This is a genomic window from Saccharibacillus kuerlensis DSM 22868, from assembly GCF_000378145.1.
Classification (GTDB): domain Bacteria; phylum Bacillota; class Bacilli; order Paenibacillales; family Paenibacillaceae; genus Saccharibacillus; species Saccharibacillus kuerlensis.
In genome coordinates this window covers 212,984-237,819 of record NZ_KB899277.1, presented here as the reverse complement: position 1 = coordinate 237,819, position 24,836 = coordinate 212,984, and the positions used below count along the sequence as shown (strand labels likewise).

General features: G+C 51.3%; 22 protein-coding genes. 15 read left to right on the top strand and 7 right to left on the bottom strand.

The features are described 5' to 3' along the window. Positions 1-296 precede the first annotated feature (296 nt). Positions 297-1,358: an ABC transporter ATP-binding protein gene (locus F456_RS0101055; protein ID WP_018975145.1), complete on the top strand. Its 1,062-nt coding sequence runs from the start codon at positions 297-299 to the stop codon at positions 1,356-1,358. A gap of 258 nt (positions 1,359-1,616) precedes the next feature. On the opposite strand, the gene F456_RS0101050 is transcribed toward F456_RS0101055, so the two are convergent. Next, entirely contained in the window at positions 1,617-2,978 is a 1,362-nt protein-coding gene (locus F456_RS0101050; RefSeq protein WP_018975144.1) for an MFS transporter, read from the bottom strand. Between the two features lie 256 nt (positions 2,979-3,234). On the opposite strand from F456_RS0101050, the gene F456_RS0101045 reads away from it, so the two are divergent. Both F456_RS0101045 and F456_RS0101040 read left to right on the top strand, forming a co-directional pair. Then, positions 3,235-4,218: a DUF4261 domain-containing protein gene (locus F456_RS0101045; RefSeq protein ID WP_018975143.1), complete on the top strand. Its 984-nt coding sequence runs from the start codon at positions 3,235-3,237 to the stop codon at positions 4,216-4,218. A 213-nt stretch (positions 4,219-4,431) separates the two neighbouring features. Next, the gene (locus tag F456_RS0101040; protein ID WP_018975142.1) at positions 4,432-5,274 is read left to right on the top strand and encodes a DegV family protein; all 843 of its coding nucleotides are present in this window, start codon (positions 4,432-4,434) and stop codon (positions 5,272-5,274) included. A gap of 103 nt (positions 5,275-5,377) precedes the next feature. Here the strand turns inward: F456_RS0101040 and F456_RS0101035 are convergent, their stop codons facing one another. The 4 genes from F456_RS0101035 to F456_RS0101020 all read right to left on the bottom strand — a co-directional run bounded on the left by F456_RS0101035 (position 5,378) and on the right by F456_RS0101020 (position 10,115). Continuing rightward, positions 5,378-6,739, bottom strand: a complete 1,362-nt coding sequence (locus F456_RS0101035) for a dipeptidase (protein WP_018975141.1) — start codon at positions 6,737-6,739, stop codon at positions 5,378-5,380. A gap of 126 nt (positions 6,740-6,865) precedes the next feature. After that, positions 6,866-7,306, bottom strand: a complete 441-nt coding sequence (locus F456_RS0101030) for a hypothetical protein (protein WP_018975140.1) — start codon at positions 7,304-7,306, stop codon at positions 6,866-6,868. 158 nt (positions 7,307-7,464) lie between these two features. Next, on the bottom strand, positions 7,465-7,656 hold the full coding sequence (locus tag F456_RS0101025) for a hypothetical protein (protein ID WP_018975139.1): 192 nt from the start codon (positions 7,654-7,656) through the stop codon (positions 7,465-7,467). Positions 7,657-7,778: 122 nt separating this feature from the next. Beyond that, on the bottom strand, positions 7,779-10,115 hold the full coding sequence (locus F456_RS0101020; protein WP_018975138.1) for an outer membrane protein assembly factor BamB family protein: 2,337 nt from the start codon (positions 10,113-10,115) through the stop codon (positions 7,779-7,781). Between the two features lie 274 nt (positions 10,116-10,389). Between F456_RS0101020 and F456_RS23365 the strand changes: the two genes are divergently transcribed. From F456_RS23365 to F456_RS0100975, 9 genes are all read left to right on the top strand, one after another. After that, the gene (locus F456_RS23365; RefSeq protein ID WP_018975137.1) at positions 10,390-11,340 is read left to right on the top strand and encodes an alpha/beta fold hydrolase; all 951 of its coding nucleotides are present in this window, start codon (positions 10,390-10,392) and stop codon (positions 11,338-11,340) included. A gap of 2 nt (positions 11,341-11,342) precedes the next feature. Further along, a complete protein-coding gene (locus F456_RS0101010; RefSeq protein ID WP_018975136.1) occupies positions 11,343-12,074 on the top strand; it encodes a DUF1361 domain-containing protein in 732 nt (243 codons plus the stop codon). Next, a complete protein-coding gene (locus F456_RS0101005; protein ID WP_018975135.1) occupies positions 12,064-12,663 on the top strand; it encodes an HAD family hydrolase in 600 nt (199 codons plus the stop codon). The genes F456_RS0101010 and F456_RS0101005 overlap by 11 nt, the downstream gene beginning before the upstream one ends. Before the next feature lie 137 nt (positions 12,664-12,800). Then, positions 12,801-12,986 (top strand): hypothetical protein, encoded by a 186-nt coding sequence (locus F456_RS0101000; protein ID WP_018975134.1) that lies wholly within the window; start codon positions 12,801-12,803, stop codon positions 12,984-12,986. Positions 12,987-13,023: 37 nt separating this feature from the next. Beyond that, positions 13,024-13,548 (top strand): hypothetical protein, encoded by a 525-nt coding sequence (locus F456_RS0100995; protein ID WP_018975133.1) that lies wholly within the window; start codon positions 13,024-13,026, stop codon positions 13,546-13,548. Positions 13,549-13,823: 275 nt separating this feature from the next. Then, positions 13,824-14,159 carry an antibiotic biosynthesis monooxygenase family protein gene (locus tag F456_RS0100990; RefSeq protein ID WP_018975132.1) on the top strand — a complete coding sequence of 112 codons (336 nt, stop codon included), beginning with the start codon at positions 13,824-13,826 and terminating at the stop codon, positions 14,157-14,159. Positions 14,160-14,397: 238 nt separating this feature from the next. Continuing rightward, positions 14,398-15,372, top strand: coding sequence for a phosphotransferase family protein (locus F456_RS0100985; protein WP_018975131.1), 975 nt, complete (start codon positions 14,398-14,400; stop codon positions 15,370-15,372). 347 nt (positions 15,373-15,719) lie between these two features. Next, positions 15,720-16,781: a lactonase family protein gene (locus tag F456_RS0100980; RefSeq protein WP_018975130.1), complete on the top strand. Its 1,062-nt coding sequence runs from the start codon at positions 15,720-15,722 to the stop codon at positions 16,779-16,781. Between the two features lie 199 nt (positions 16,782-16,980). Then, on the top strand, positions 16,981-18,138 hold the full coding sequence (locus F456_RS0100975; RefSeq protein WP_018975129.1) for an ATP-binding protein: 1,158 nt from the start codon (positions 16,981-16,983) through the stop codon (positions 18,136-18,138). 119 nt (positions 18,139-18,257) lie between these two features. On the opposite strand, the gene F456_RS0100970 is transcribed toward F456_RS0100975, so the two are convergent. Then, complete coding sequence (locus tag F456_RS0100970; RefSeq protein WP_018975128.1) at positions 18,258-18,569, bottom strand: hypothetical protein; 312 nt, start codon at positions 18,567-18,569, stop codon at positions 18,258-18,260. A 223-nt stretch (positions 18,570-18,792) separates the two neighbouring features. Here F456_RS0100970 and F456_RS0100965 point away from each other — a divergent pair, with 223 nt between their 5' ends. Next, on the top strand, positions 18,793-19,785 hold the full coding sequence (locus F456_RS0100965) for a sugar kinase (RefSeq protein ID WP_018975127.1): 993 nt from the start codon (positions 18,793-18,795) through the stop codon (positions 19,783-19,785). 141 nt (positions 19,786-19,926) lie between these two features. After that, complete coding sequence (locus F456_RS0100960) at positions 19,927-20,805, top strand: NAD-dependent epimerase/dehydratase family protein (protein ID WP_018975126.1); 879 nt, start codon at positions 19,927-19,929, stop codon at positions 20,803-20,805. Between the two features lie 103 nt (positions 20,806-20,908). Here F456_RS0100960 and F456_RS0100955 read toward each other — a convergent pair whose 3' ends face one another. Beyond that, on the bottom strand, positions 20,909-22,162 hold the full coding sequence (locus tag F456_RS0100955; protein WP_018975125.1) for a nitrate/nitrite transporter: 1,254 nt from the start codon (positions 22,160-22,162) through the stop codon (positions 20,909-20,911). 423 nt (positions 22,163-22,585) lie between these two features. Between F456_RS0100955 and F456_RS21505 the strand changes: the two genes are divergently transcribed. Beyond that, positions 22,586-24,829 carry an FAD-dependent oxidoreductase gene (locus F456_RS21505; RefSeq protein ID WP_018975124.1) on the top strand — a complete coding sequence of 748 codons (2,244 nt, stop codon included), beginning with the start codon at positions 22,586-22,588 and terminating at the stop codon, positions 24,827-24,829. Positions 24,830-24,836 lie beyond the last annotated feature (7 nt).

The following is a 24,836-nucleotide window of genomic DNA, read 5'->3' as shown; positions in this document are numbered from 1 at the left end:
TGGTCTGCTATCCGTGCGGGGCAAACAATTATCGCTTTCTTCTACGACAGCTGTTCTAAAAATCTGGCCTGCCGGTCTCTCCGAGAGAGACATCTAACATCTAATGTCCGCTTGACTGCCAGATAGGCAAGCAGTTACAATATTATATACGGTTTCGTACAACAATGTTCTCATGATCATACAAAAACGTTCGGAAATGCGATGTGCGCGGCTGCGGACAAAACGCGAGAACGATATGCGAAAAGCGACAAACGGCCCGTTCCAACGTGAACGGGCTTTACTAGGGAGTGGAGACTATGGAGAGACTTCTTGAGGTCAAAGATTTGGCGATTTCATTCAGAACGCGGGCCGGCGAAGTACAGGCGATTCGCGGCGTTAACTTCCATCTGGATAAAGGCGAGACGTTGGCAATTGTCGGCGAATCCGGCTCGGGCAAAAGCGTAACGTCCCAAGCGATCATGAAGCTCGTTCCGGAGCCGCAGGGACAGTACAAGCGCGGCCAGATTCTGTTCGAAGGCCAAGATCTGATTGGGAAAACGCAAAACCAAATGCAAAAAATGCGCGGCAAGGAAATTGGAATGATCTTCCAGGATCCGATGACTTCGCTCAATCCGACGATGAAGGTTGGCAAGCAGATCACCGAAGTGCTCTTCACGCATGAGAAAATTTCTGCAGCGGACGCACGCGCACGCGGCTTGGAGCTGCTGAAGCTGGTCGGTATCCCGAATGCGGACAGACGTTTCAATCAATACCCGCACGAGTTCTCTGGCGGTATGCGTCAGCGTGTCGTGATCGCGATGGCTTTGGCCGCAAATCCGAAGCTTTTGATCGCGGATGAGCCGACAACGGCACTTGACGTAACGATTCAGGCGCAGATTCTCGAACTGATGAAAGAGCTGCAGGCGAAGATTGGCACAGCCATCATCTTTATCACTCACGACCTTGGTGTCGTAGCGAAGATGGCGGATCGCGTTGCCGTTATGTATGCCGGTCAGATTGTTGAAATGGGTACGGCCGAAGAGATCTTCTACGATCCGCGTCACCCGTATACTTGGGGACTGCTGTCCTCGATGCCTGCGCTCGACAGCAACGGCGAACAGAAGCTGACAGCGATTCCTGGAACGCCTCCAGATCTACTGCATCCGCCGGTTGGCGATGCATTTGCTCTGCGCAGCAACTATGCCATGAAGATCGATTTCGAGAAAGAGCCTCCGATGTTCAAAGTGTCGGATACTCACTTCGTGAAATCTTGGCTGCTGCATCCGGAAGCACCTACAGTTCAGCCGCCTGAAGCGGTACTGCGCCGTCAGCGCAAGCTGAGCAATGCCTACGAAAAGCCGGTTCTCGTCGAAGCCTAAGCAAGCGCAGGTCGACATTAAACCGAGAATCATTCATGGAACGACAGAATCGAATTTTCGATTCTGTCGTTTTTTTGTGGAATTTCTTGCTTTTCGACTTAACGATTCCACAGCGATAAATTCCGGAATAAGATATGCATTAAGCTAAGCGGAAGAGGAACGAGGTGCCTTAACGCGGCTGTTCTTCCGCACAAAAAAACCGTACCTGACGTTTCCCGTCACGGTACGGTTTTTTGTGCGGACGTAGATGAGGAAGGCTCAACCTGCCGGCGAAACTTTCATTTGGCGTTTTGAACGAGGCTCCCGGAATTTGAAATAGTACAGCAGGGAGGCCGTCACATAGAGGACACCTGTAATACTGAAAGTAATGGCGTATCCCCAATAATTGCCGTAAGTTGTCACAAGATGAGATTGGACAGGACCCATACTTGCCCATCCAAGCATAAAGGCTGTCTGAGTCAGTGAATTGGCAATGCCCCTTTTGTTGTCCGGAATTCGGTCCACCATAATTGCGGATTGAATCGGATTAGCCGCATTCATTAGAGCCTGGCGGAATAGGAAGGTCACCGAAGCAATGATAGCGACGTTTGTAAATCCGGTCGTGAGCAGGAAAGGGAGCGACAGCATCTGGAAAATGACGACGGCATTGACTGGTCCGACTTTCCTGGAGAGGGAAGGACCGATCAGCATAGAGACGATCGTCATGATCTGACCCAGCGAGATGAGCAGGCTCATTGTCGTCAGCGAGACACCGAAGCGGTTCGTGAAATACAAGTTTAGATAAGGGACGACAAGTCCAGATCCAAGTCCGATCGGAAGCTGGGCGAGTACGAACCAGAAGATGATTCGCGAGCTGCTTTCCGGCTTTTTGGCGGCAGCTTCAGGTTCGGCAGTTTTTGCACTCGGATTTTCGGAAACATGTGTGTTCAATTCGCCGGAAGTCTGATGGTTCGCTGCATCCGGCTTCCGACCAACGGCCGCCGGAGAAGTCTTGGGCGGCTCGGATTGTCTGCGAGCCTCACGAATGAACAGCATCGGTGCAAAAGCCGCGAGAGTGGCAATGCCGCCTGCGAACAGCGTAAAGCGAAGACTCGTTACACGATCGAATCCATTATGCTGCAGAAAATCGGCAAGTACGCCGCCCCCCATGCTGCCCAATACCTGTGCAGCGAGCATTAACGAAGAATACGCACTGAACAGGGCCAGACGTTGGGACTTCTTAACGTTTTCGGCCAAGAACGGGATCGCAAGGACCTGGAAGAAGGCGGCGAATATACCGGAACAGACAGCGAGCACAAGCAGCATAGGTTCCGTTTCGGCGATCGCGCGCAGAGCGAAGACGACCCCGCTGAACAAAGCGCCAATGATCAGCAGCATCTTGCGGCTGAGACGGTCGCCGAAGAGTCCAATCGGAATAAAGATACAAGCTGTCGCAAGCGACTGAATACTGACAACACGGCCGTTCATGGCATCCGTATAGCCAATGCCCTGAATGTAGAGATTGTAGAGAACGGAGAACATGCCGCCGCCGATCTGATACAGCAGATTAGCGGCGAAAAACAGTTTAACGTTGCGCGGCCATCCGGCGATACCGGCCATCAAGCGCCTGAGCGATTCCAATTGCGGCCCCCCTTTTTTACACATAGCTTTTTCATTTTACCAGTTTGTCCGAACATCGGAAAGGAAATGCGTCAATCCAAAAGAGCTTTGCAGCAAGTAAGTGTTTTATCGAATGGGAGGATTGGGAAATTGTTGTCTGTATCGTTTATACTAAGAAGATCTATTGAACGGCAGTTTTGATCGTACATACGGTTCTTATTATTCGAGCTGACAGGTCGGCTTAACGGTTCCTACACCACTTAAGGGGGCATAAGAGATGACAAACGAACAAGAACACTTCGAGACGGAAGAACGGAGCGAACAAGAGCCAGAGTTAACTGCTGAAGATATGCTGGCGTCAGAACGAGATTTCGGTTTTGCTCGGGTATATACGGTGGAACTGAAGTACAAGAAAAAGCCTAATTTTTCGAGAGAAAGATTGTATGAGAAGATGCAGCTGTATACGGGAACGGTTGATCGGCCGGAGGAACAGAAGCTGAAGGACAACTTGGCTGTATGGGAACCGTCGTCCGAGACGGAGACAGATATGCTGCACTTTTTTCATCTGAACTATCCCGTCAAATTTGCGGATGGCGAAATGCCTGCCCAGACCTCCTTGATTCCGACAAAGAACCGTCCGGCTTCCGAATACGAGACGGCGATCCAGCAGGCTTGGCATTGGCCGGAGGCAGGAGCGGTCGTTGAGGAATGTCAATATTCCGTGCGGCTGATTGACATGATGGCTTCGGGGCTGCTGCCGCAGGAAAGGCTTCGGCTTATTACCGGGGCGCTGCGAGCGATGCTGGAGACCGCTCCGTGCGACGCTGTGTATTTCCGGGAAAGCGACAAGCTGCTGGAACCTGGCGATTACCTGACGGCGATCGAAGCCGGCGGAATTTTGTATGGGGCGATGAATGTACGCTTTTTCAACGTGCAGAATACAGATACAGATATGGGCAGTAAACGCAGCGAAATGCTGATGGATACAGTTGGCTTGGCCGCTCTGGGCGTTCCCGATGTGCAGTGTCATTTCTACGACCTGGAGCCGAATGAGGTTGCCGGTCAGCTGACGAATCTGGGATATTATTTGTTCGACTGCGGAGATGTCATCAAGGATGGAGAGACATTCGGGCCGACGGAGAACGTTCGATGGCGCTGCGAGCATCAGTATGCGCTGGCCGCTCCTCACCGCATTGTGCTTGATGTCGATCCGGGACAGCCGCATTATGCGGGAAGACAATCAGCGCCCACTTCCGATTAAACGAAAATCAAACAGGGTATTTTGTTTATATGAAGATGTGAAATTTTTATTTATATAAATACATGAAATTCTTATAAGTGAAATTTTGCATATTTGTTCTGGGTTTGTGTAACGCCTGCAAGCTTTGTATACTGAATAGACAGCTATGACGAACATCTTCCCATGCAGTTGGCGGCAGAAGATGTCGGCTGATTGGGTACAGGAGAGTGACGAATGCGCAAAATTAAAGTGGTTACGGATTCGACTGTCGATTTGAGCGAAGCGGTATTGAAGGAACATGAGATTGAAGTCGTTCCGCTCTCTTTTACAATTGAGGGACAGACGTATATGGATGGGGTTGATATCACGCCCGAATCCTTTATTCAGAAAATGATTCAATCGGCTGAACTGCCCAAAAGTTCGCAGCCCGCGGCCGGCACTTTTGTCGAGCTTTACGATCGCTTGGGCGCGGAAGGCTTCGATGTTATTTCCATCCATATGACCGGCGGCATGAGTGGTACAGTCCGTTCGGCAGCAATGGCAGCGGATATGACAGATACGAATGTGACTGTAATCGATTCCAAATATATTTCCAAAGGACTTTCTTTCCAAGTGCTCGAAGCTGCAGCCATGGCAAAGGAAGGGCGAAGCATGGATGAGATTGTAACCCGGCTGGATGAGATTCGTGCTGCGACAAGGCTGTTTGTAGTCGTGGATACACTGGAGAATTTGGTGAAAGGCGGACGAATCGGCAAAGGCAAAGCATTGATCGGCTCTCTGCTCCACATCAAACCGATCGGTACGCTGAAAGACGGCGAGTTCGGTATCGTAACGAATGCCCGCAGTCATGCCCAAGTCGTCAAGCATCTTGCCCGGCAGTTTGCCGATGACGTAAAGGGACGCACAATCAAGGGAGTTGGCTTGGTACACGCGGAAGGCTTTAAGCTGGCAGAAAACCTTAAGGATAAGATTCATGAGATGACCGGTTATTCACAAGTTGAAATCGCGTATACGACGCCGATCATCAGCACGCATACGGGACCTGGAGCCATCGGCTTTATGTACTATGCGGAATAGATGGCTCATCATAAAAAAGCCGTTCCCTTTTAGGGAACGGCTTTTTTCATTTTAGATAACTGCTCAAATAACTACTTAAATAACTGCACAAGCCGAACCGGCGTTATAGCGTTTTTAAGTATTGAACGAGAGTCAGCAGACCCTTGTCGAAATTCTCCAGATTGAAGTGTTCGTTCGGAGCGTGCAGATTCTCGTCGGGCAGGCCGAATCCCATCAGGACAACCGGAGCGCTCAGTACGCGAGAGAATGCTTCAATAATTGGAATAGAGCCGCCGTCCTTGGTAAACAGGGCACGAACGCCGTATACCGCTTCGTAGGCATCCGCCGCTTTTTGCAGGAAAGGATGGGACGGATCGATATTGAACGCAAACGCTTTTTCACCGGGAACAATCGTGATCTTGGCACCGACCGGCGTATGAGCGTGCAGATGACGTTCGATCTTGTTCAGAATATCCTGCGGGTCTTGATTCGCCACAAGGCGGCAGGTGATTTTGGCGTGCGCTTCTTTCGGGATCACCGTCTTGGTGCCTTCGCCCTGAAATCCTCCGTATACGCCGTTCAATTCGAGCGTCGGGCGTACGCCGGTGCGTTCCAGGAATGAGAACCCCTCTTCGCCAAACAGGGCATCAAGGCCCAGGTCGCTTCTCAGCTTGCCTTCGTCGTACTGCATCTTCTCCAGCTCGCTGCGTAGTTCCTCGGTCAGCGGAAGAACGTCGTCATAGAATCCGTCGACAAGCACACGGCCGGTTTTTTCGTCATGCAGCGAATTCAGCAGGCTGACCATGCCATGCAGAGCATTTGGCACGCCGCCGCCAAATGAACCGGAGTGCAGATCGGTATTAGCCGTATTCAGCGTGACTTCAAGCGAGCACAATCCGCGCAGACCGGTGCTGATCGCCGGCTTGCCGCGTTCGAGCAGCGAGGTGTCCGAGATCAGGACGGCGTCGGCCGCGAGTGCATCCGCATTGGCATTCAGAAATTCTACTAGATTCGGGCTGGATACTTCTTCCTCGCCTTCGATGCAAAGTTTAACGTTCACAGGAAGCCTGCCTTCCTGTTGAAGAACGGCTTCGATCGCTTTCACGTGCAGGAATACTTGACCTTTGTCATCTGTCGATCCGCGTGCATACAGTTTGCCGTCCCGCTCGGTCGGTTCGAACGGCGGGGTGTCCCACAAGTTCAGTGGGTCGACTGGCTGTACGTCATAATGACCGTAGATCAGCAGGGTCGGTGCGCCTTCCGCATGCAGGTAGTCGGCTGTCAGGATCGGATGTCCGTCTGTTTCGTTCAGCTTTACATTTTCAAGTCCGGCACGGACCAGTGCATCTTTCAGCCATTCTGCCGCTCGGCGAACATCGCCCTTATGCTCGGACAGCGCTGAGATACTTGGAATGGACAGCCACTCTTTCAGTTCGCTGATATGCTTGTCACGGTTCTGTTCAAAATAAGTCTGGTAGTTGTTCATCGAATTAAAAAGAAGCCTCCTTGTACAATCGTCTCGGGGCTTATTGTACTACAAAAAAACGCATACCGGAAAGGTATGCGTCATGTGCGTGTCAGCGTATCGCTTCGTAAAGAAGCAAACAGCCGCTTATTGATGCAGCGAAAAATTGATCGTACCGATCATCGTACCGCTGCGGGCAAAAGTCAGCTCGTAAATGCCCGGTTCCCAATCCACGTTTTCCAAATCCATGCGGATGACCTCGGTACTGTCGTTTTCTTCAATCTGCTGCTGTTGAATGACTTTGCCCGTACTCTCGGAAATAACGGACATAATCGCCGTCTGATTCTTGGTTATGTCCGTATCCGGGTAGTGGGCAAAGGCATAGATCGGTTTGGTCCGGCTGAATGATTTTCCGTTATCCGTAACGCCTGTGCTGTCCGCATTCAATGTCTGTCCCATCTCCAGTCCAAACGGATTTTCCTGCGGGTTCGCTCTTGCGATAACAAGAAAAATAATGAGCGCGACTATGGCGATTACTGCGACAACACCTGCGGCAATGCCGATCGCTTTTTTTTGACGGGTATTCATTTGGGGGTTCCTCCTCGAAAATTCACTCCGTTATTCAGTATACGCCAATTGGGCTTCCTGCCGCAAAAAAAGGAAAAAGAGCCTGTCCCTTAGCCTTGGGCAGACTCATAAATGAAAAACGCCAACTGAGCGCTTCTGCGGATAGCGATAACAACGTGTCAGCCGATTCTGCGACGGCTTCTTCTGCGAAGCAGATAAACCTGATCGCGCATGGAAAGATGGAAGCGAATGCTGTTCATCAACTCCGGATTGTCCTCCCGTTCGACTTCTCGGATGCGCTGCTCTTTGACGGGATCGGAACTGAGTAAAAACTCGGTCATCCACAAAGCATAATTCGGTCTGCCTGTCATAACGGTCCCTCCTCGAAATTTGGGGTGAGGTGTGGTAGGTCTTGATATCATTATACGCTTCCCACGCAAAAAAAGATGAATCCTGGATTAAATTTATTCGCTGTCTGACTTCTTTTTTTGTTTTACTCGGAAGCCGGAATCTGCATGATGTCGTCAAGCGCTTTTTCTATCTCTTTGGCGTTATAAGCTGTGAACTGTCCATTTGCTGAACCGACGTATATCGTTTGCCCGTCGTTGTTGAGTATCCCGTTTCGGATCAAGCGGCCGTTGTTCTCGTTGTATGTGACGGAAAATCCGTCGATTCGGCGCAGCAGTTCACCTGTCCCTTTGTCGAAAGAGAGCAGGTCTGGACCGTACGGCAGAAGCAGATAATCGCCGATTTGCATAAAGCTTCCCGCCTGAACGGGTCCCCGAAGCTCGCTCAGAGCGAATTCCGAAGTCTCCGTTGTCCAGATCGGCTGTCCATTCTCCAGTGACAATGCCGCGGGAATGCCGTTCATCAATACATACAGCCGATCTTCGCCGAGCAGCGTACGTTCGGCACGTCCGGGTATCGTCCACAGTTCCCGGTCTTCTTTTGCATTGTAAAGAATGGTCTCAAACAACGAACCAGACTCGTAATTTGAAGCGTTGACTGCGCGTCGGATCAGCAGGTAATCGCCGCCCAGCGCATCGATCTGTTCGTTGAAACGTTTTGGATAACGGCCCAAAATTTCTCCGCTGGACGTGTTCAGCCGCACCCAATCGCCGCCGAGCGTGACCCAGCGTGTTCCGTCGTTCTTGACGAACAGGTCTGCTCGTTCGCTTGCAAGGTAATCGGAAGTCAAATAGGGACTTGGCTGTGTATATTCGTCCGCTTTCAAGCTCCAGGCGGCTTGACCGGTACGATGATCAAGCGCCTGAATCCAGCGTCCCTGCTGGATCAGAACGTACGGATCATCCGAACCCTGGTTCAGTACCGTATACGGGTCGGTAAATTCTTTGCTCCAGCGAACGATGCCCGAGCGCTGGGACATCGCGGTCAGTATTCCTTTTTCGTTCTCACTCGGCTGAGTGCTGAGCAGGAGAGACGTTCCGGCCGCTGCCATGCGTAGAGAGAGAGCCTGCTCGGCTTCGCCGGCTTTGCGGCTCCAACGCAGTGCACCGTCGCTTAAGCGCACGCTTCGCAGCATAGGAGGATGGCCTTCCTGCGAAGCGGTTCCGGTAAGTACGAGTGCCGAATTTTTGTTAATTCCGATCAATACGCCCAGTGCTCCATAACCGGTATCCAAGCTCCAAAGCCGCTCTCCGTTCGAACGGTCCAGCGCATAGATGCTGCTCTTCGGTTGATTACTGCCGATATAAGCGTTGTCTTCCTGCACAAGCAGCACATCGTCTGCTGCCGCCAGTAAATACTGGGCATCGAGAGACGACTGAGATTGCCAAAGCGGCTTGGGCGAGACGGAGAGAGCAGGGGGAAGAGTACGGAAATCGTATTGGAACGTGTAGGGGGGTTGACTCGAATTGACACCCACCTGCGCCGCTTCCGCCGTCGGCAAAATCCAGTTCCATCCACTCAGCCTGCCTGCTGCATCGAACGAAATCGTCAGTTGAGCGTCGCTTCGCTCATATCGCCACAGTTCGCCGCGTTCCTTCTCTTCGCCTTCTGCCGAAGAAGTCTCGAAATGAGGGAGAGGCGTGCGCGAATAAGGCTCGCCAAGCAGCTGGAGCACCCGCTCCTCCGCCGTTCCAGTATGCAGTGTCGTTTCGGTCAGACTGCGGACCATATCCGTCGGAACAGTAGAATCGGCCGAGAGCAGACCGGACGGCTGCTGTTGGGTGCTCTGCACCTTTGCAGCTTGGACCCACAACAGGGCCGGACGAACGACGGACCCATTTTCATAACCTGGTTCCGTCTGCAGGGATATGCCGTACCAGTCGCCGTAACGGATGGCGGAGAGGGCACCGACCGGGGCATAAGCAGCCGGCCAGGACAGCTCGCTATCCGGGAACAGATGCAGTCTGGCATCGGGACGCAGCTGAACAATAACCGGATTTGATTTCTTAGTCTCGGCCGCTTGGGCTTCGGTATACCAACCGGGTACGTAAGCCTTCTCGCCGAAAGGTGTTCGTACTTCAAGCAGTTCTCCCGTACGGCCTGTTACATTAAGCGGGACGCCGGCTTTTTCGTAATAACTGACACCGAGTGAGGCGCTGTTGTTCTCCACAGGTATTTTTTTGAAATAAGGAACGGGCAGCTGAGACATCGTCGTCTTTAAATCTGTCAAAGCGGGACTCTCCTGCTGCGGAATAAGCGCTGCCGAATAAGCGGGTGTCGCCGCGGCAGGCAGCAGAATCAATGGCAGACAGAGAGCAGCACCGATCCGGACTACAGCATAACGCTCCCGTTTTGAACGACGCAGTTCGCGTTTATGTTTAAGTGCCGCAGTGCGCGGCTTCTCTATAGATGTATATTTCATAATGACCTCCTGATTTGGACAAAATTCGGCTGCATGCCGCAGTCTCTGCGGGAAGCCGGCCGAAGCAAGGAATAATGGAAATACTCCCTCTTTTCATTATACCAATTCCATTCTTTTAGACGCTTTAGAAGTGGAAAAAGTTTACCCAAAATCGGAGAAGACTGAAAAATGTCCGGCCTGGGCTATTCGTAGTTTGCATGAGAGCTATAGTATAATAAAAAAAAACGAGCGAAGGCGGCGTAAATGTTTCCTTTGCCGATAAGGGGTGGAGCCGATGAATAAGCAAATACACAGGGGCTCGGTCCTCCCCGCTGGACAAAAAGTCGACGGTTTGCACGCTGTGCTTGCCGGAACTTCCAGCAGGTATCCGCCTGTCGTGTTCGAGCACGGCTGCGGGGTATCCTCCGAAGTATGGACGCTGGTCTATCCGGAGATCGCAAAACTGACACAGACGCTCGTCTACGACCGGGCAGGGTACGGTTTTAGCGATCCGGGCCCTCTGCCGAGAACGAGCGACCGCTGTGTAGAAGATCTGCGACGTCTCGTCGAACATTTGGGTATCGTTCGCCCTTTTATTCTGGTCGGCCATTCGCTCGGCGGTTTTTATGCTCGTCTGTATGCGGAGCGGTATCCGGAAGATGTGGCAGCACTGGTGCTGATCGATGCTTCGCATGAGGACGAAATCCGAGGTCTTTTTCCGATTCCGTATCTTAAGCGTCAGAGACTTAGCGTTCGTCTATACGGTCTTGCCAAGCATGTGGCCCGTACAGGATTGCTGCCCTGGCTGGCGGAGCGCCGCTGGATTCCCGGCTTCGGCAAATTTGCAGCCAAGCTGCCGGAACAAGCCGAGAATGCCATATGGACGAGTGTGTTCAGGGCCAACAGCCTGGAAGCGGCCGAGAGCGAGTATAACTGCTTTGTCGGCGAGACGGGCAGCGTACCAAGGTCGCGCTTTGCACGGCTTCCGCTGGCCGTTATCAAGGCGGGCATTTACCGACCTGCCGGATCGCCCAAACCGACGATCCGGCAGGAGGTTGAACGGACGCTGTACAGCACGGCACTCAAGATGCAGCAGCTGTCGGAAAAAAGCCGATTAATCGAAGTTGAAGGCAGCGGCCATCATGTTCAGGTAGATAAGCCAGGCACGGTAATCGGCATCGTGAAGCGGCTGCTTGAACTGACACGTGCAGAAAATAACTCATCCTCCTGTACGAACGGAGGTTAACAATGAATAAACTCAGATCGCTTCAATATCCTTGGAAACTGTACATTTGGCTGACGCTTCTGCTGCTTACCCTGCTGGACCTCGCTGTACTGCTGGATATCCGCAGCGGTGCAGGCGTTCGTCAGTACCGCTTTATGCTTTGGAATTATTTTCTCGCTTGGATACCTGCAGCGGCGGCCATAGGGCTTGACGTGGTCTTCATCGGTCGGCAGGGAGCGATTCGCCGAATACTGCTTGCCGGAATAGGACTGCTGTGGCTGTTCTTTTATCCGAACGCATCCTATCTGCTGACGGACCTGCTCCATGTATTCCGGAACTATGCGTTCGATCCGCGGCAGCGCTTTTGGGGTGATATCGGATTCTGGCATCATCTGCTTCCGATGCTGTTGGCGGCATTAATCGGTCTGCTGATCGCTTCTGCAGCGCTTTATTCAGTGCACCGATTGGTTTCCCGTGCTTACGGACAAGTCGTCGGTACGGCATTTGCCGTAATTGTACTGCTGCTCTCAAGCTTTGGTGTTTACATGGGGCGCTTTATCCGCTGGAACAGTTGGGACGTTGTATCCGATCCGCTGATGCTCATTCAGGACATGGCAGCACTAATGAGCGATCCAGCTTGGATGAGGCATTTGATCCTGTTCGGTGGAGGGATGTTTGTACTGCAGGGAGGCATATATGCCGTACTCTATCTGTTTACAAAATTAAATTCGGGAGAAAATCATCATGAACGCTGAGGCACGGACTAGGCTCCAACTCGTATTCGATGTTGGCGGCGTATTGGCGGATAATCTGGATCATTTTTGGAGCGGATTGGCGCAGGAAGAGGCGATCGATAGAACCTTTTTGCGAGCTCAATACAAAAAAGAGATCGGTTCCGGATTGTGGCAGGGAACGATTGTGGAAGACGAGTTTTGGAACTGGCTGAGAGAAGTCTGCCCGAATGTACCGAGCGTCAGAGCAAAAGAACTGTTGAAGCAGACACTAATTCCGCTGCCGGCGCTTGGCAGGTTGGAAGGTTGGAGTGAGCGCGCGGACATTCATATTTTGAGTAATCATGTGGCATCATGGATCATGCCGCTGTTGGAAGGGCAGGAAGACCGTATCAGCAGTATAACCGTATCCAGCGAAGCCGGGTTCCATAAGCCGGACATTCGATTGTTTAGGGTCGCGTCGCTGCATCTGATGGGATCGGAAATCTGTTTCGTCGACGATAAGGAAGATAATTTGGAGACCGCCCGAATGATGGGTTGGGATACGCTTTTGGCCGATCCTGAAGGAAAGTGGATACAGGAGGTCGAAGACAGACTGAAGGTGTACGAATAATCGAACAGCCCGAACGTCCGAATCCAAACTCTTGACCGGGTGCTAATATTGTAAAAGTCGTCAAAACCTTTTGCCGTTTCCGCAAGTCTAATCCGCAGAATACTTGTTAAGCTGATTATGCGAAGAGGAGTGACGGAATGTTCGATTTTGTATCCGGAATTATTATGCTGGTCATAGGTTTTGATTTTGCTTACGATATGGTTAGTCGGGGCAGATCGCCAATTACGGGAAGTATTCTCGGAATTAAGGTGCCGATACGTTTACTGCAGGCGGTTGTGTCGCTGTTAATGATGGCGGGAGGCATCTATCTGCTGTTAAGATAAGAGTTTGGCTTAAATGAACTTTGATGGAGGGAATACAATGAACCTGCAAGAATGGGTGAATGCCGCGCTGCGCGCTGATATTGGGGAGGAAGAGGTTCAGCAGGCGCTATGGGCACTGTCGAACACCCCGCTGCTGTACGATGACGGGAAGACGATTGCGGTCGAAGACTATATGAAAGGGCTGGAAAGCCAGCCGTCCGCCGGTGAGCAGGAAGCGTTGGACGAACTGTTCGGAACTGCAGTGCTGCTGTGTCGGCGGTATGCCGAACCGGCAGACTATGACCGTATGCAGGATGTGCTGAGCTTACAGTTTGATCTGTGGGCACGGGGCGTACTGCGGTTGGAGGACTGGATGGCCTGGCTTTTGGGAGCGACAGAAGGGTCGGTCGAACTGCCTGCTTACGATTTCGATGAAGTGTTGGGCAGTGCACCGGAAGATTTTATGATTCAAGATTTCCACGACGAGCTAAATTTTCGACTGGAAGATGCTCCGGAGGACGAATGGGCGCTGTCGCATCTTGACGAATTGTATCGCCGTGTTGGCGTTACCGGAAAAGCATAAAATTGTGGATAAAGGTTGACGGTACGCTTTAAAGTGGATATTATAAGTTGCAACGGGAGACGAGCCGACAACGGCTTGTCTCCCGTTTTCTTTTGTTAAGCAATTTTCGATAGGCGAAGATAAGTCTTTTTCGTCGAAATAAGGCAGTACATATTCCATTATTTGACTTGACAATGATAATCTTTATCAATTAGGATATAGAAATGATGGAGCGCAGCTTTTCCGACTTGCAGCAGAAGGGCAAAAATCGAACGTGAACGAAGGAGGCGGCAAATATGTTTGTCGTGATGAGAACGATTACGGTAAAAGAAGGAACTTCAGGACTTGTGGTCGAACGATTTTCCCAACCGGGAATTGTAGAAGAGCAGCCTGGGTTTGTCGATATTCAAGTGCTTGTGAAAGAAGTACGGCGCGGTGAAGAGGAAGTCGTTGTGCAGATTCGCTGGGAATCCAAAGAAGCATGGAAAAACTGGGAGAAGAGCGACGCGCACATCCAAGGTCATCGCAACAGCCGCGGACAACAGCCGCCGGATCACGTATTATCCACTTCGCATGCAGCCTACGAGCTCAAAACGCTTAAACTGCCGCGCAATGCGGAAAATCGTGTCTAAAAACTGAATCCTATGTACGTAACCCGATGATACAAATTCATGGACGACCGTCCTCCTCCAGGAGGACATTTTTTTGTTAAAAAGGCTTGTTTTACACATAAATGCAAGGATGATTCCCTCTAATTTCCTTCAAAAACAAATCATTTGCGCGTATAATCAAGCACAATCTATGAATCTAAGGTCATGCACAAATTTGGGCCGAGTACGGAACATTTCAAAGCGGAAGGGAGTGAAATAGGTGAATGGTATAGGCGACATGAACGGTACGAACGGCGGTGAAAAATCGGAAGTTGGCGCTGCAGAACTGTTGGGGAGAAAAATTGCCCCACTGGGGGAAATCATCGAAGCCTGGCCGCTGCATGGCGGGACATCCTGCGACCGGAAATACAAAGTTCATTTCTATGGTTACGATGGCGCTTATCTGCTGCGTTTGTTCAGTGAAGCCTCTGTCGCGCGCAAGCGGACGGAGTTTGAAGCACTGCACCGAATTCAGGCCATACCTGTAAATTGTTCGCGGCCGATCGCTATTGGACTGTGGGAGCCGGAAGGCATTCACTTTCTGCTGGTTTCTTATATCGAAGGTGAAGATGCCGGGCAGGCACTTCTGTCTTCCTCCAAGCCTCAGCAGTTGAGAATCGGGATGCAGGCCGGCGAAGCGTTAAGAAGAATTGCAAGCTATGAGGCTCCCGAAGAGGCGGAGAAATGGTCGGATGACTATGGCAGGAAGATTGCCGGAAAGTTGGCTCGACTCGAAACCGAAAGCATATCGTTCGAAGGATTCGAAGCGATCGCATCAAGAATTTGTTCGAGAGAAATTTTGCTGGAAAACCGGCCGACCGTTTTTCAACACGGCAATTTTCAGCCGGCGAACCTAATTGTACAAAACGGCAGACTCGCAGGAGTTGTCGGCTTTGAGCGTTTTGGTTGGGGAGACCCCATATACGAATTTTCCGGCTTAGGGCTCGGCGGACGCGAAATCAGTACATTATTTTGTACCGGACAGATTTTGGGCTATCATGGAGGCCAGGAACCGGAGCCTTATTTCTGGGAACTGTATGCCTTCTATGCCGCTTCAGGTGCCGTTTCTCTGCTGGTCGAGACACTGGATCGTTTCCCTGAGCGTCTGCCTCAGGCCATCTCCCTTGTTGAACGTCTTGCTGCCGATCATGACGGTTTCAGCCGGGATCAGCCTTCGTGGTTCGCAGCTCTCTGAATTAACTCTAAATTCGTCAGGCGGATCATTGAACAGACGGCTTGAAGGTATAAAGATTACGGAATAACGACGTGCTTCTATGGTGCAACTATATAGCTGCATGATGTACAGCGGCAGGGCCGGCAGAAATTGCCGGTGGGCTGCTTTCGTTTGGGATTTAACACCGACTACGGTATACTTAATTTATATCGCTCAGTCAACCGAGCCACCGGCGATCGCCGGGAAATAAGCCGCATCCGCGGAAGGCGCGGCTTGGAGCACGTCTTCGGAATGGGTATGTAGGGAAGATGCGCCAGAGTGCGTTAACCGTTTGGGATCACGGCAAATGACGATCAGGAGGAATATACATGACGCAAGATCAGAAAATGTTCGTTTTCGTTGGTTCGTATGCAGAATCGACGTCAAGCGGCGTATACACTTACGAGTTCAATGAAAAAGAAGAAACGCTCAGCCTGCTGGATCAGACTTCAGGATTGAAAAATCCGACATTCTTGAATGTGGATACGGACAATCGGCGTATTTACGCAATCGGTGAAACAGAACCGGCCGATGGCGATAAAAGCGGTGAAGTCATGATGATTTATTTTGACGAAAACGGTACGTTGACCCGATTTAACCGAACAAACACAACGCCGAAGACAACCTGCCACGTACAGCGCGATTCGGATAACCGCTTCCTCGTTGTATCAAGCTATCATGGCGGCATGGTCGGACTCGTGTCGCTTAAGGAAAACGGTCATATCGGCGAGCTGCTTGATGTGCAGACCCATCAGGGTACGGACGGAGCTTCGTCTCATGTGCATTCTGCATTCTTCAGCCCGGACGAGAAATTCCTGCTCGTTCAAGATCTTGGTCTCGATCTGATTCGCACGTATTCGATTGACCATGCAGCCGGTAAGTTGATCGCTCACGGCGATACCCATACGGCGAAAGGTGCTGGGCCTCGTCACCTTGCTTTCCATCCCGGCGGCCAATTCGCTTTTGTCATCAACGAGCTGAATTCGACGATCGCTTCGTATCGCTATAATGCCGAAGACGGATCGCTAAGCGAGATCGAAGTTGTACCGACGCTTCCGGCCGATTATACGGGCGAAAACGGCTGTTCCGAGATCGCATTGTCGGCAGACGGACGTTTCGTGTACGGCGCCAATCGCGGCCACGACAGCATCGTCGTCTATGCCTTTGACGAAGCGACCGGTCAATTAACCCTCGTACAGCATATTTCGTCCGAGGGCGGTCATCCTCGTCACTTTGCCCTTACGCCAAGCGGCAGCCACCTGCTCGCGGCCAATCGTGACTCGGATAACATTGCGGTATTCACTGTCGATAAAGACACCGGACGTTTGACATTTACCGGTAATACGGTCAGTGTGTCGAAACCGGTATGTGTACGACCTTATTACATGTAAAGACTTGTATTCCGAATATAACTAACCGTCGTCCGTATATGCTTAAGTCGAGCGGTTCTTCCGATTTAGTGGAAGAACCGCTTTTTTTACGAGAACCGGAGAACAAGTTGGCAAAAAAGATAAGTATTATGATACGCTGGATAAGATTTGAGTTTTAAGCGTTTCGCTGTGGGGCGAATAGGAGAGGAGAACGGAAGAGATGAACGACTTGCCGGCCCAGGCGCCGGATTGGGCACAAATTATTAGCGAGCTTCGTTCTTCGGTCACCATTACGGATGCTCTGCATCCGGAACAGCCGCTGATCTTCGTTAACAACTATTTTCTGGAATTGACCGGTTATTCTCGCGAGGAGGTACTTGGACACAACTGCCGTTTTCTGCAAGGTCCAGATACGCGAAACGAGACAACTCGTGAGATCCGCAAACGTCTGTCACAGTGTCTCCCGGTAAGGACAGAAATTTTGAATTACCGACGTGACGGAAGTCCATTCTGGAATGAGTTGAATATTGATCCGGTCTTTGACGCTGAAGGTCGCTGCATTTTGTTCGTCGGCTTACAGTACGATGTGACCGACCGCAAGCTGCTGGAAGAGGAGGCGGCCCGCACGGCCCAAGCTGCCGATCAGCAAAACCGTGGGCTGATCGAATTTGTAGGAAAACTCAACCACGAGTTAAGGAACAATCTAAACGGAATGCTGGGTCTGATGGATATTGTATTGATGGACGAAAGCCTGCCGGAAGATGTGCGGGAACATTTGGAACTTGCGAAAGGCAATGGGGACACGATGCTTACCATCGCCAATGATACGCTGGATCTGGCTCGTGCCGTTGATGGTCATATAAAGCTGGAGCGGATCGGATTCAACTTGAGACAAATGTTGGATTCGATTTTGCATACACATCGTCTGCGCGCCGATAAGAAGAATCTGAAGTTTTATCTGGAAATTGAAGGGAACTTGCCGCAGCGAATTTTCGGCGATCCTCATCGTCTTCGACAGGTGCTCGACAACTTGCTCGGGAATGCGTTGAAATTCACAAATGATGGAAGTGTGACGCTGACTGTTGAAGAGCTGAGGAGAGAAGTCGAACGTGGGGAGCGGCTGATCCGCTTCTCGGTAGAGGATACCGGAATAGGTATTCCGGCGGAACATATCGACGGTTTGTTCGAAGCATTCAGCCAGACGGACGTTTCGCATACACGATTGTATGGAGGCTCCGGGTTGGGACTCAAGATTTGCAAAGAACTTGTCACGCTAATGGGTGGGGAAATATCTGTGGAAAGCCGCGAAGGCGAAGGCAGTATGTTTTGCGCCGATATTCCGTTTTCGCAGACAGATGAGCGGGGCCTGCCGGTTTAAATATTGGTCTGCGGCTTTTTGTTTCAGCAAATAGATTGGCAAACAGGCAAACAGCCCGTCCCTACATTGAATGAGGGCGGGCTTATTTGAATTGAACGATTTTGTTTTTAGAACACTGCTTACGAATGTTTTCGTTCGACAAAACGTTCGAGCTGATCGTATAAGCCTTCGCTTCGCAAAATATCGGCCTGCCTGGAACCGATCAGATCAAAATGAGGATAACGTTCGCGGTGATGAATATAAGCAGGGTCGAGCCCATGATCAAGACACCAGCGTGACAAACGATTGAGGTCGGAACAGCCAACCTTCGTTACCGATGTGATGCCCGGAAAGCGGGGATCCAGCCAAAAATGAGTCAGATAAGCGATTTCGCCGCGATTTACGGAAGCTTTCCAGCACATAAGCTCCTGTCTGTCGATGCCGAATGCCATAGAATCCCCTCTTTTCTTCAAAACGTTCTCTAATTATAACAGTGTCGGCTGCCCATGGGCCACCTGATAAACAGTCGGAGCCGAGCAGGTTAATAGGGTTGTCCGTAAGGGGTTTAACGCGTAAACTGGAAGAAGATTAATGATAGCGCATTCAATAGATGGGGTCGCTGACTGCAGCGGCAAACATGGAGCGGCACTAGAGCCGGGAAGGGGACAAAAAGAGATGCAGGAAAATCGAGTAGACGTCGTGACACTCGGAGAAAGCATGATTTTGTTTCAATCGTATAACCAAGGGGCGCTGCAGTACGAGCCTTTATTCACCAAATCGCTGGCAGGCGCGGAATCAAATGTAGCGATCGGATTATCGAGACTGGGCAAAAAGGTGCGTTGGGTAGGACGGCTCGGCAGCGATCCGTTCGGCGATCTGGTGCTGACGACACTGGCAGGGCAAGGGGTCGACGTGTCTCACGCGGTTCGTGATCCGGAAGCGCCGACGGCTGTTTATTTTAAGGACTTCAAGCGTTACGGCGACCCGGCAGTCTACTATTATCGGAAGGGCTCTGCCGCAAGTCGGTTATCTCCGGATATGATCGATGAATCCTGGTTAGAGGACGCCGGTCACCTGCACGTAACAGGCATTACACCGGCTCTTGGCGAGCATACGGCGCCCGCTGTGCGGAAGTTGATGGAGTTGGCCCGGGAAAAAGGATTGACAGTTTCGTTCGATCCCAATTTGCGCCGCAAGTTGTGGAGCGAAGAGACGGCACGGGAAACGCTGCTCTCGCTTATTCCGCTCTGCGACATTTTTATGCCGGGCGATGAAGAAGCGGAATTCTTGCTCGGTCATCGGGATATTGAAGCGTATGGCCAAGCATTTCTGAAGATGGGGCCAAAAATTGTGGCAATGAAGCTTGGGGCGGAAGGCTCGATCGGATTTACGGAAAAGGCTTCTGTACGTGCAGAACCTTTTAAGGTGGATCGATTGATTGATACGGTTGGAGCAGGAGATGCATTCGCTTCGGGGCTGCTCTCTGTACTGCTCGAGCATCGGGAACAGTTGACGGAAGGTCTTGGCGAAGAAGTGCTGCACGAAGCGCTGCATCGGGCCAACCTGCTCGGTTCAATGGCTACTCAGTTTAAGGGTGACTGGGAAGGGCTGCCGACATTGGCCGAAGTGCGCGGTGTGCTTGACGGTGAGAAGCATATAACCCGCTAAATAGGGCCAGGAGTTTCTCAGGTCAGAGGGGTTTTATTCAGAATGCGATTCGTTTATGCTGATAAAGCGTACCGGTGTAAATAGTTTGGACATTTGCACGCGGTACACGAATTTGGTCGGACGAAGAGGAGGGCTTACATAATGACACAGAATGTACTGGTGCTGGGAGGCACACGCTTTTTCGGCAGACATTTGGTAGAAAAATTGCTTGAAGCCGGTCATTCGGTGACGATCGCCACACGCGGAAATACAGAGGACCCGTTTGGCGAACAGGTAAATCGTATCAAGGTAGACCGCACGGACGAGACTGCATTGTCTGTGGCTGTCCAAGGAAAAAATTGGGATGTTGTCTACGATAACATCTGCTATACCGCTGATGAAGCACGTGCGGCAATCCGTGTATTCACCGGTAAAGTGGGTCATTATGTGCTTACATCCACTCTGGCTGTGTACGGCGTGGGTTCTGCCGATAGGAAGGAAGAAGAAGTGGATACGACCGCACTCGAAATAGCGCCAAGTCCGGTCGGTCAAGTTTCCTATGGAGAAGGAAAAATCCAGGCGGAAGCTGTATTTTTCCGCGAAGCGCCTTTCCCGGCGGCAGCGGCACGTTTTCCGATTGTACTCGGTCCCAACGATTATACGAAACGGCTGCATTTCCATGTGGAGCGTATCAAAAATGGCGTTTCATTCGTCATGCCCAATACGGAAGCCAGAATCTGTTTTATCCATGAAGAAGAAGCGGCGGATTTTTTGAAGTGGCTTGGCGAAACGGGACAGAGTGGGGCGTTCAATGCCGCTTCGGACGGCAAGCCGAAGCTGCGCGAACTGTTTGCCATGATTGATCGGGAAACGGGCGGTTCTACAATCGTCCTACCGGAAGGACCGGAGGGCGAAGCTTCGCCGTTTGGCATCGAGGACGATTGGGCAATGGATACAACACGTGCTGCCAAAGCTGGTTTTGTTTTCCGCCGTTTAGACGACTGGATGCCGGAATTGATCGAACATTTGGCGCGCGGCTAAAACCGTATTCTGGGTGTTCAGAATACGGTTTTAATAGAAATTATACAAAAACGGCTTTCCCGAAATGTTCTTCAGGGAAAGCCGTTTTTTTGTTAATCAGATATTAGGACTCCATTCGGCTCGACATTGCAGTCACCGGAGCGGCAGCAGCTACGCCTCCCGCAGCAGCCCATGTTGTACGCCATCTAAGATGCATGAAGACCAACAGGCCGAGTGCGAGCAGGACAATTCCACTGAGGCAGATAAATCCTGGCGTATAACTGCCTGTAGTTTGATACAGTTTGCCAAGCAGCATAGGGAGCGCGAATCCGCCCAAGCCGCCGGCAGCTCCAACAATGCCGGTCATTAATCCCAGTTCGCTGGCGAAGCGTTGTGGAACAAGTTGGAATACAGCTCCGTTACCGGCGCCCAAGCACATCATGCCGGCAAATAGGATCGAGACGACAGCCACAAGGGGTGGCATGGAAGCGACAAGGGCAAGCATAACTCCCGCGCCGCAGAAGAGAATTGTCAGCATTCGGATTCCGCCGAATCGATCGGACAGATAACCGCCGAGGGGACGGAAGAAGCTGCCCGCAATAACGCAGAGGGTCGTGAAGTCGGCTGCCCTTACCGCGGATAGACCGTACTGCGCATTGAAGAAAATAGTCAAATAATTGGAAAGGCCGACAAATCCGCCAAAGGTTACGGCGTAGAACATGCAGAATACCCAGGCATCGCCCTGACGCAGTACCGATGCATAATGAGACAGCTTTTTGGGTGCAGGGCGGTGCGGACTGTTGCGGGCAAAGATCGTAAAGATAATGAAGACGATGGCAATCGGGATGATAGCCAATCCGAACACAACTTCCCAACTGCCGAAGTGCTGCGCGATCCGGTTAGCGAACAGTGTGGACAATACGGTGCCGCTGTTGCCCGCTCCAGCGATGCCCATAGCCAATCCTTGATGTTCTTTCGGATACCATTGGCCAGCTAGCGGCAGTGCAGCAGCAAAAGAAGCGCCGGCTACACCAAGAAGAAGAGCGACAACGTAGAGCTGATCAAGAGAATGGACGAACTTCCATCCGATAACCAACGGAACCAAAGTGGCCAACATTCCGATCTGACCGGTCAGCTTGGGACCTATGTAGTCGGTAAGCGCGCCAAGTACCAAGCGGAGAATTGAACCCCCCAGTATGGGCAGAGCGACAAGCTGAGCTTTTTGCAGCGGATCCATCGGATAATCGGCTGCGATGATAACGGCCAGCGGTCCGATCATTACCCATACCATGAAGCTCATGTCAAAGTACAAAAAAGAACTGAACAACGTTGGGGTATGCCCGCTTTTCCAAAAACTTTTTCTCTCTGTCTCCATCATCTCTCATCTCCTCACAAATGGTCTAAGGTTGTCAAAAATCCGAAAAGGCCGCAGTTCGTCCTTAGAAATAAGAACGAACCGCGGCCTCGTTGCCGGATTGGGACTGCACATCATTGTGCGGCCTTTGATTAAGCAAAGTATAAAAATTTAAGTGCCCTATGTCAATATAATTGACTTAAAAATTTTTATTTCTGAAAAATAAAGCTGTTCATCAGCATTTCAATGAAATTTATGTTATATAATCTGACGTAATTGTTGACTTTGAAACGATAATCCCCTAATCTGTGATTAGTCACGCGGTACAATGGAGTACCGCTTTGCATCGGCAATGAAGCCTACACTTCTTTCTTATGGAAAGAGGGTAGGCTTTTTATGTCCGAATTTCCCTGAATACGAACTTTTACCAAGGAGAGGGGATGAAGTATGGTCGCGCCTAAAGCCAGACTGGTTGTAATCGGAAACGGAATGGCCGGGATTCGCTGTATTGAAGAAATTTTGAAGTTAAGTCCCGATCGTTTCGAGATTACAGTGATCGGGGACGAACGGCATCCCAACTACAATCGCATCCTGCTCTCGAAAGTGCTGCAGGGCAATGCTTCCTTTGATGAGATCGTGCTTAATCCTTATGAATGGTACCGGGAGCACGGCATTACTTTGTATACCGGAGAACGGGCAATTCGTATTCAAACCGGCGAACGGCAAGAAATCGAGACAGCTTCGGGATTGCATATAAGCTGGGATTATCTAATTATCGCGACAGGCTCATCTGCCTTTGTTCCTCCGATTCCGGGAACAGACAAAAAGGGCGTCATTTCCTTTCGAAATCTAGAAGATTGTTCGGCGATGATTCAAGCTTCTGAAACATGCAGTCGGGCTGTCGTAATCGGAGGCGGACTTCTCGGACTGGAAGCCGCTCGGGGACTGTTGAATCTTGGTTTGGAAACGGAAGTTATTCATAACGCATCCTATTTAATGAATCGTCAGCTTGATGAAACGGCGGCGAAACAGCTTCAGCGGGAGTTGGAGAGGCAGGGGATGAATTTTCGATTAAACACGATCACTGAAAGTATTACCGGCATAGGCCGTGCAAAAGGTCTTCTTTTTTCGGATGGAAACCGAATCAAAGCAGATCTGGTTGTTCTTGCAGTAGGGATTCAGCCGAACGCAGCACTTGCCGCAGCCAGCGGTATCCATATTAACCGCGGGATTTTGGTCGACGATCACCTTCAAACGAGTATGCCCGGCGTTTACGCAATCGGCGAATGCGCCGAACATCGGGGGATCGCCTATGGTCTCGTGGCTCCGCTGTATGAACAAGCCAAAGTATTGGCACACCGGTTGTGCGAAGTGCCCACTGAACCGTATAGAGGATCTACTGTATATTCGCAGTTAAAGGTATCGGGCATTGATGTGTTCTCGGCAGGCGAAATTCGCGAAGGCGAAGCTGATGTTGCGCAGCGGATGGAAGACGGTATCCGTGGCGTTTACCGCAAAGTGACGATGAAGGAAGGAAGAATTGTTGGCGCGATCTTATACGGAGATACTGCCGAATCCGGAGCGCTTTTGAAGCTGATCCGGCAGAGAGCTTTTGTGGCGGCGCTGTCTTCGGAGTCGAGCGGACGGAACAGTGCGGAAGAGGCTGCTGCTGCGCTCCCTGAAGCGGAAACGGTTTGTGCTTGCAATAGTGTGAGCAAAGCGGCGATTATGCGGGCTGTAACGGCAGACGGCCTCACGGCAGTCGATGAAGTAAAGCGCGCTACCGGTGCTTCAGGTTCCTGCGGCGGCTGCCGACCAATGGTTACGGCTCTTGTCGAATATGCAAAATCCGGAAGAGCCTTGTCAAAAGCGCCTGCGGAAGAGCCTGCCGAGGAAGCGGTATGCGGATGCGTGCCTGTCGGAAGAGCCGAATTCAAAGCCGCAGTTAAGGCAGCTGCCGCGTTCGTTCCGCAGACATCTTCATTTGCGAAAGAAACAAGCAAATCTTTGCCGTCTATTTCGTTGACGCCTGAAGTGAATTGGGAAGGAGGATGCGAGATCTGCCGTCCGGCGGTCCTCTATTATCTGTACGGTCAGCGGGGAGAGAGAATGGATGGCGGATGTGAAGACAAAGCAGCGCCAATTTATGGAGTGACCGTTCACTTGTCTTCAGCAGCTAAGCCTTCAACCGTACCGGAAAGTGAGACGTACAGCATTGGGGAGAAATGGTCCGAACGCTGGCGGGCGATCGAGCTCCCGGGTCCCGTTGAAGCAGCATTGTCTGCCGGCTCCGCCTATCCTTCGGGTGTGCTGGTTCGGGATATCGGGCTGCGGCGATGTCCGGTAGGCTGGGAACTGTATGCCGGCGGACATGCTGAATATCCGGTTCGTCAGGGAGAACTGATCGGCGTGGCCGGTAGTCCGGAAGAAGCAGCTGTGCTCGGCGAAGCCTTACTGCAAATGTACCGTGAAGAGGCCTTTTACGAAGAGGCGCTCTGGGAGTGGTTCGGACGCGCAGGTCTGCGCAACATTCGTGAAGTTCTGCTTGATCCGGTGCGTAGAGATGAACTTTCCGGACGCTTCAATCGGGAACGATATGCCGGAACGGAAAGCGGAATGGCAGATCGTTTCGAAGTTCTTGGTATAACGGAGCAGGAAGAGGAAAGAGACTTTGAGTCCACTGCGAATTAATCAATCG